Origin of the sequence: Pseudomonas sp. NPDC098747 (assembly GCF_044760045.1) — a bacterium.
Taxonomy (GTDB): Bacteria; Pseudomonadota; Gammaproteobacteria; order Pseudomonadales; family Pseudomonadaceae; genus Aquipseudomonas.
In genome coordinates, this window is the sequence record NZ_JBIWAL010000140.1 from 1 (window position 1) to 2,065 (window position 2,065).

At 62.2% G+C, this 2,065-nt stretch carries 3 protein-coding genes; all 3 read right to left on the reverse strand.

What is annotated here, in order from left to right; all coding sequences use genetic code 11:
• A partial coding sequence (locus ACIQVE_RS29590) for a serine/threonine-protein kinase (RefSeq protein ID WP_402815492.1) occupies positions 1-837 on the reverse strand: 837 nt, incomplete at its 3' end.
• Positions 834-1,562, reverse strand: coding sequence for a PP2C family protein-serine/threonine phosphatase (locus ACIQVE_RS29595; RefSeq protein WP_402815494.1), 729 nt, complete (start codon positions 1,560-1,562; stop codon positions 834-836). The genes ACIQVE_RS29590 and ACIQVE_RS29595, both read right to left, overlap by 4 nt.
• Positions 1,562-2,065: type VI secretion IcmF C-terminal domain-containing protein (locus ACIQVE_RS29600; protein ID WP_402815496.1), on the reverse strand; the 504-nt coding region annotated here is incomplete at its 5' end. The genes ACIQVE_RS29600 and ACIQVE_RS29595, both read right to left, overlap by 1 nt.

Here is a 2,065-nt window from a genome sequence, read left to right on the forward strand (position 1 = left end):
TTGAAGGGGCGCATCTCGCGCCTCGGTCGAGGGCAAGCGACGGTATGGATGTTGACCGCCCGCCAGCTCAAAGAGCACGCAGGCCACGCTGAACACGTCCGCACGGGCCGACAGTGGCTCGCCGTCGAGCAGTTCCGGGGCAGCGTAACCGGGCGTCCAGGCCTTGAAACGATCCCGACTGAGGTGGGGCAGGCCCGACAGGATGCCGGGCTCAGCCTGCCCCAGGCCAAAGTCGAACAGGCGCACACCTTCCTCGCTGAGCATCACGTTGCTCGGCTTGATATCGCCGTGCAGTACGCCGTGCGCATGGGCGAAGGTCAGCCCTTCGAGCAGCGCCCGCGCGATCTCGCGCAGCTCTGTCCACGGCAAGCCCAAGGGCCGTTCAACCAGGAGTTGGTCGAGGGTGAGCCCCCGCATGAGTTCCATGGTGATAAACGCACGCTGGCAATCGGTATCCACTTCAAAGCTATGCACCCGTACCACGTTGTCGTGACGCAGGCGTCGGGTCAGGGCGAACTCGCTATAGAGCAAGGCGCTGGCGTCCGGCGACTCGGCAAAATCACTGCTAAGGATTTTCAGCGCCACATACGGATCAGGATCGCCGAACTGTTCGCTCAGCAGGTCCCGTGCACAGTACACCGCTCCCATGCCACCTGCTCCCAGCAGGCGCTCAAGACGATACCGCCCCGCGAGCACATCGGGCAGTGTGCCCGCGGCCGCCTTGGCCGGCGACCGTTTGGGGGTGACCATGTTCGATTGAGCAAACGTAAAGTAGGTCAGGTTCTCCTGCCGTACATCACCCAGCAAATCATCCAACGGTTCCATGAGCTGAGTCATTGGCGAATCACCACCGCGGTCAGGTTGTCCCTGGCGGCGCCCCGCAAAGCCCCGTCGAACAGTCGATCAAGCGCCAGGTGCGGCGCTGTCAGACTCAGGGCATTGCCCAGCGCATCGCGACTCAGCTCGTTGTAGATCCCATCGCTGCACAACAGAAACACATCGCCGGGGTAAACCTGGAGTTCGAGCACCTCCAGCGTCAACTGCTCGGCCGCGCCGATCGCACGAGTCAGGGCCTGTGCGTCAGGATGCGCCTTGGCTTGTTCGACGCTCATTTGTTGCTCGTCGATGAGCTGTTGTTGCAGCGAATGATCCTTGGACAACTGATACAAGCGCTTGCTGCGCCACAAATAACAACGACTGTCGCCCGCCCAAATGCAGGCCGCGCGCTGGCCTTCCAGCAACAGCGCGACCACCGTACTGCCCATGATGCTGTTGCGGCGTTCAGGCGTAACCGTCAATTCCTGACTCAGTCGCCGGTTGAGCCAGTGCAAGCACTGGCGGATGCTCGTGAGGCGTTCGTCGAAGTCGTCCTGCACCGGCAATTCGGCCAGGCTGGCGACGATCAATTGGCTGGCGATGTCGCCACCCTGATGACCGCCCATGCCGTCGGCGACCACCCACAGCCCCTGCTGTGGACGGTCGAGGAGCGCGTCTTCGTTGCGCGCCCGCACCTTGCCCGGATCGGTACGCGCAGCACTGCGCCAAGGGCTGGCAGAGCGCATCAGAGCTGCACCGGCATACGGAATGTGCGCAGCACGCCCATGTCGAACGGTGTCGGTCGGCGCTGAGCGGTCAGCAAGTAGTTGGCGCGCAGGCCGCCCACGTCAGCCTTGAGCACCATCACATCGCGACCGCTCAAGTACTCGATTTGCATCAAATCGAGCATTCGGAACAGCGACCAGGGGCCGGTATTCTTCTCGATGCCCAGTGCGCGCCCGGCCATTTTTTCGAGCACCAGACTGCTGCGACCGTCTTTAGCCTCGGTCGGCCAGGTGAACGACACCGGCACAATAGGACCGTGACGGTATTCGAGGGTCTTATTGTCAAAGGTGAACTCGGATCGGCTGATCGTCGGGTCGAGGGTATAGGGCTCCAGTTTGAATTTCACCTGTGGTTCGGCGGGGTTCACCGCAAAAAAACTCTGCCGAATCGCGTGTGTCGACGCCAGCTGGTCGAGGTAGAGCTTGGACACCGGCAGGCTCTGACCATCGATACTGCGCATGCG

What these genes read in the sequence shown, in the direction of transcription:
- ACIQVE_RS29595 (WP_402815494.1), bottom strand. Translation starts at nt 1,562, where the DNA reads ATGCGCTCTGCCAGCCCTTGGCGCAGTGCTGCGCGTACCGATCCGGGC.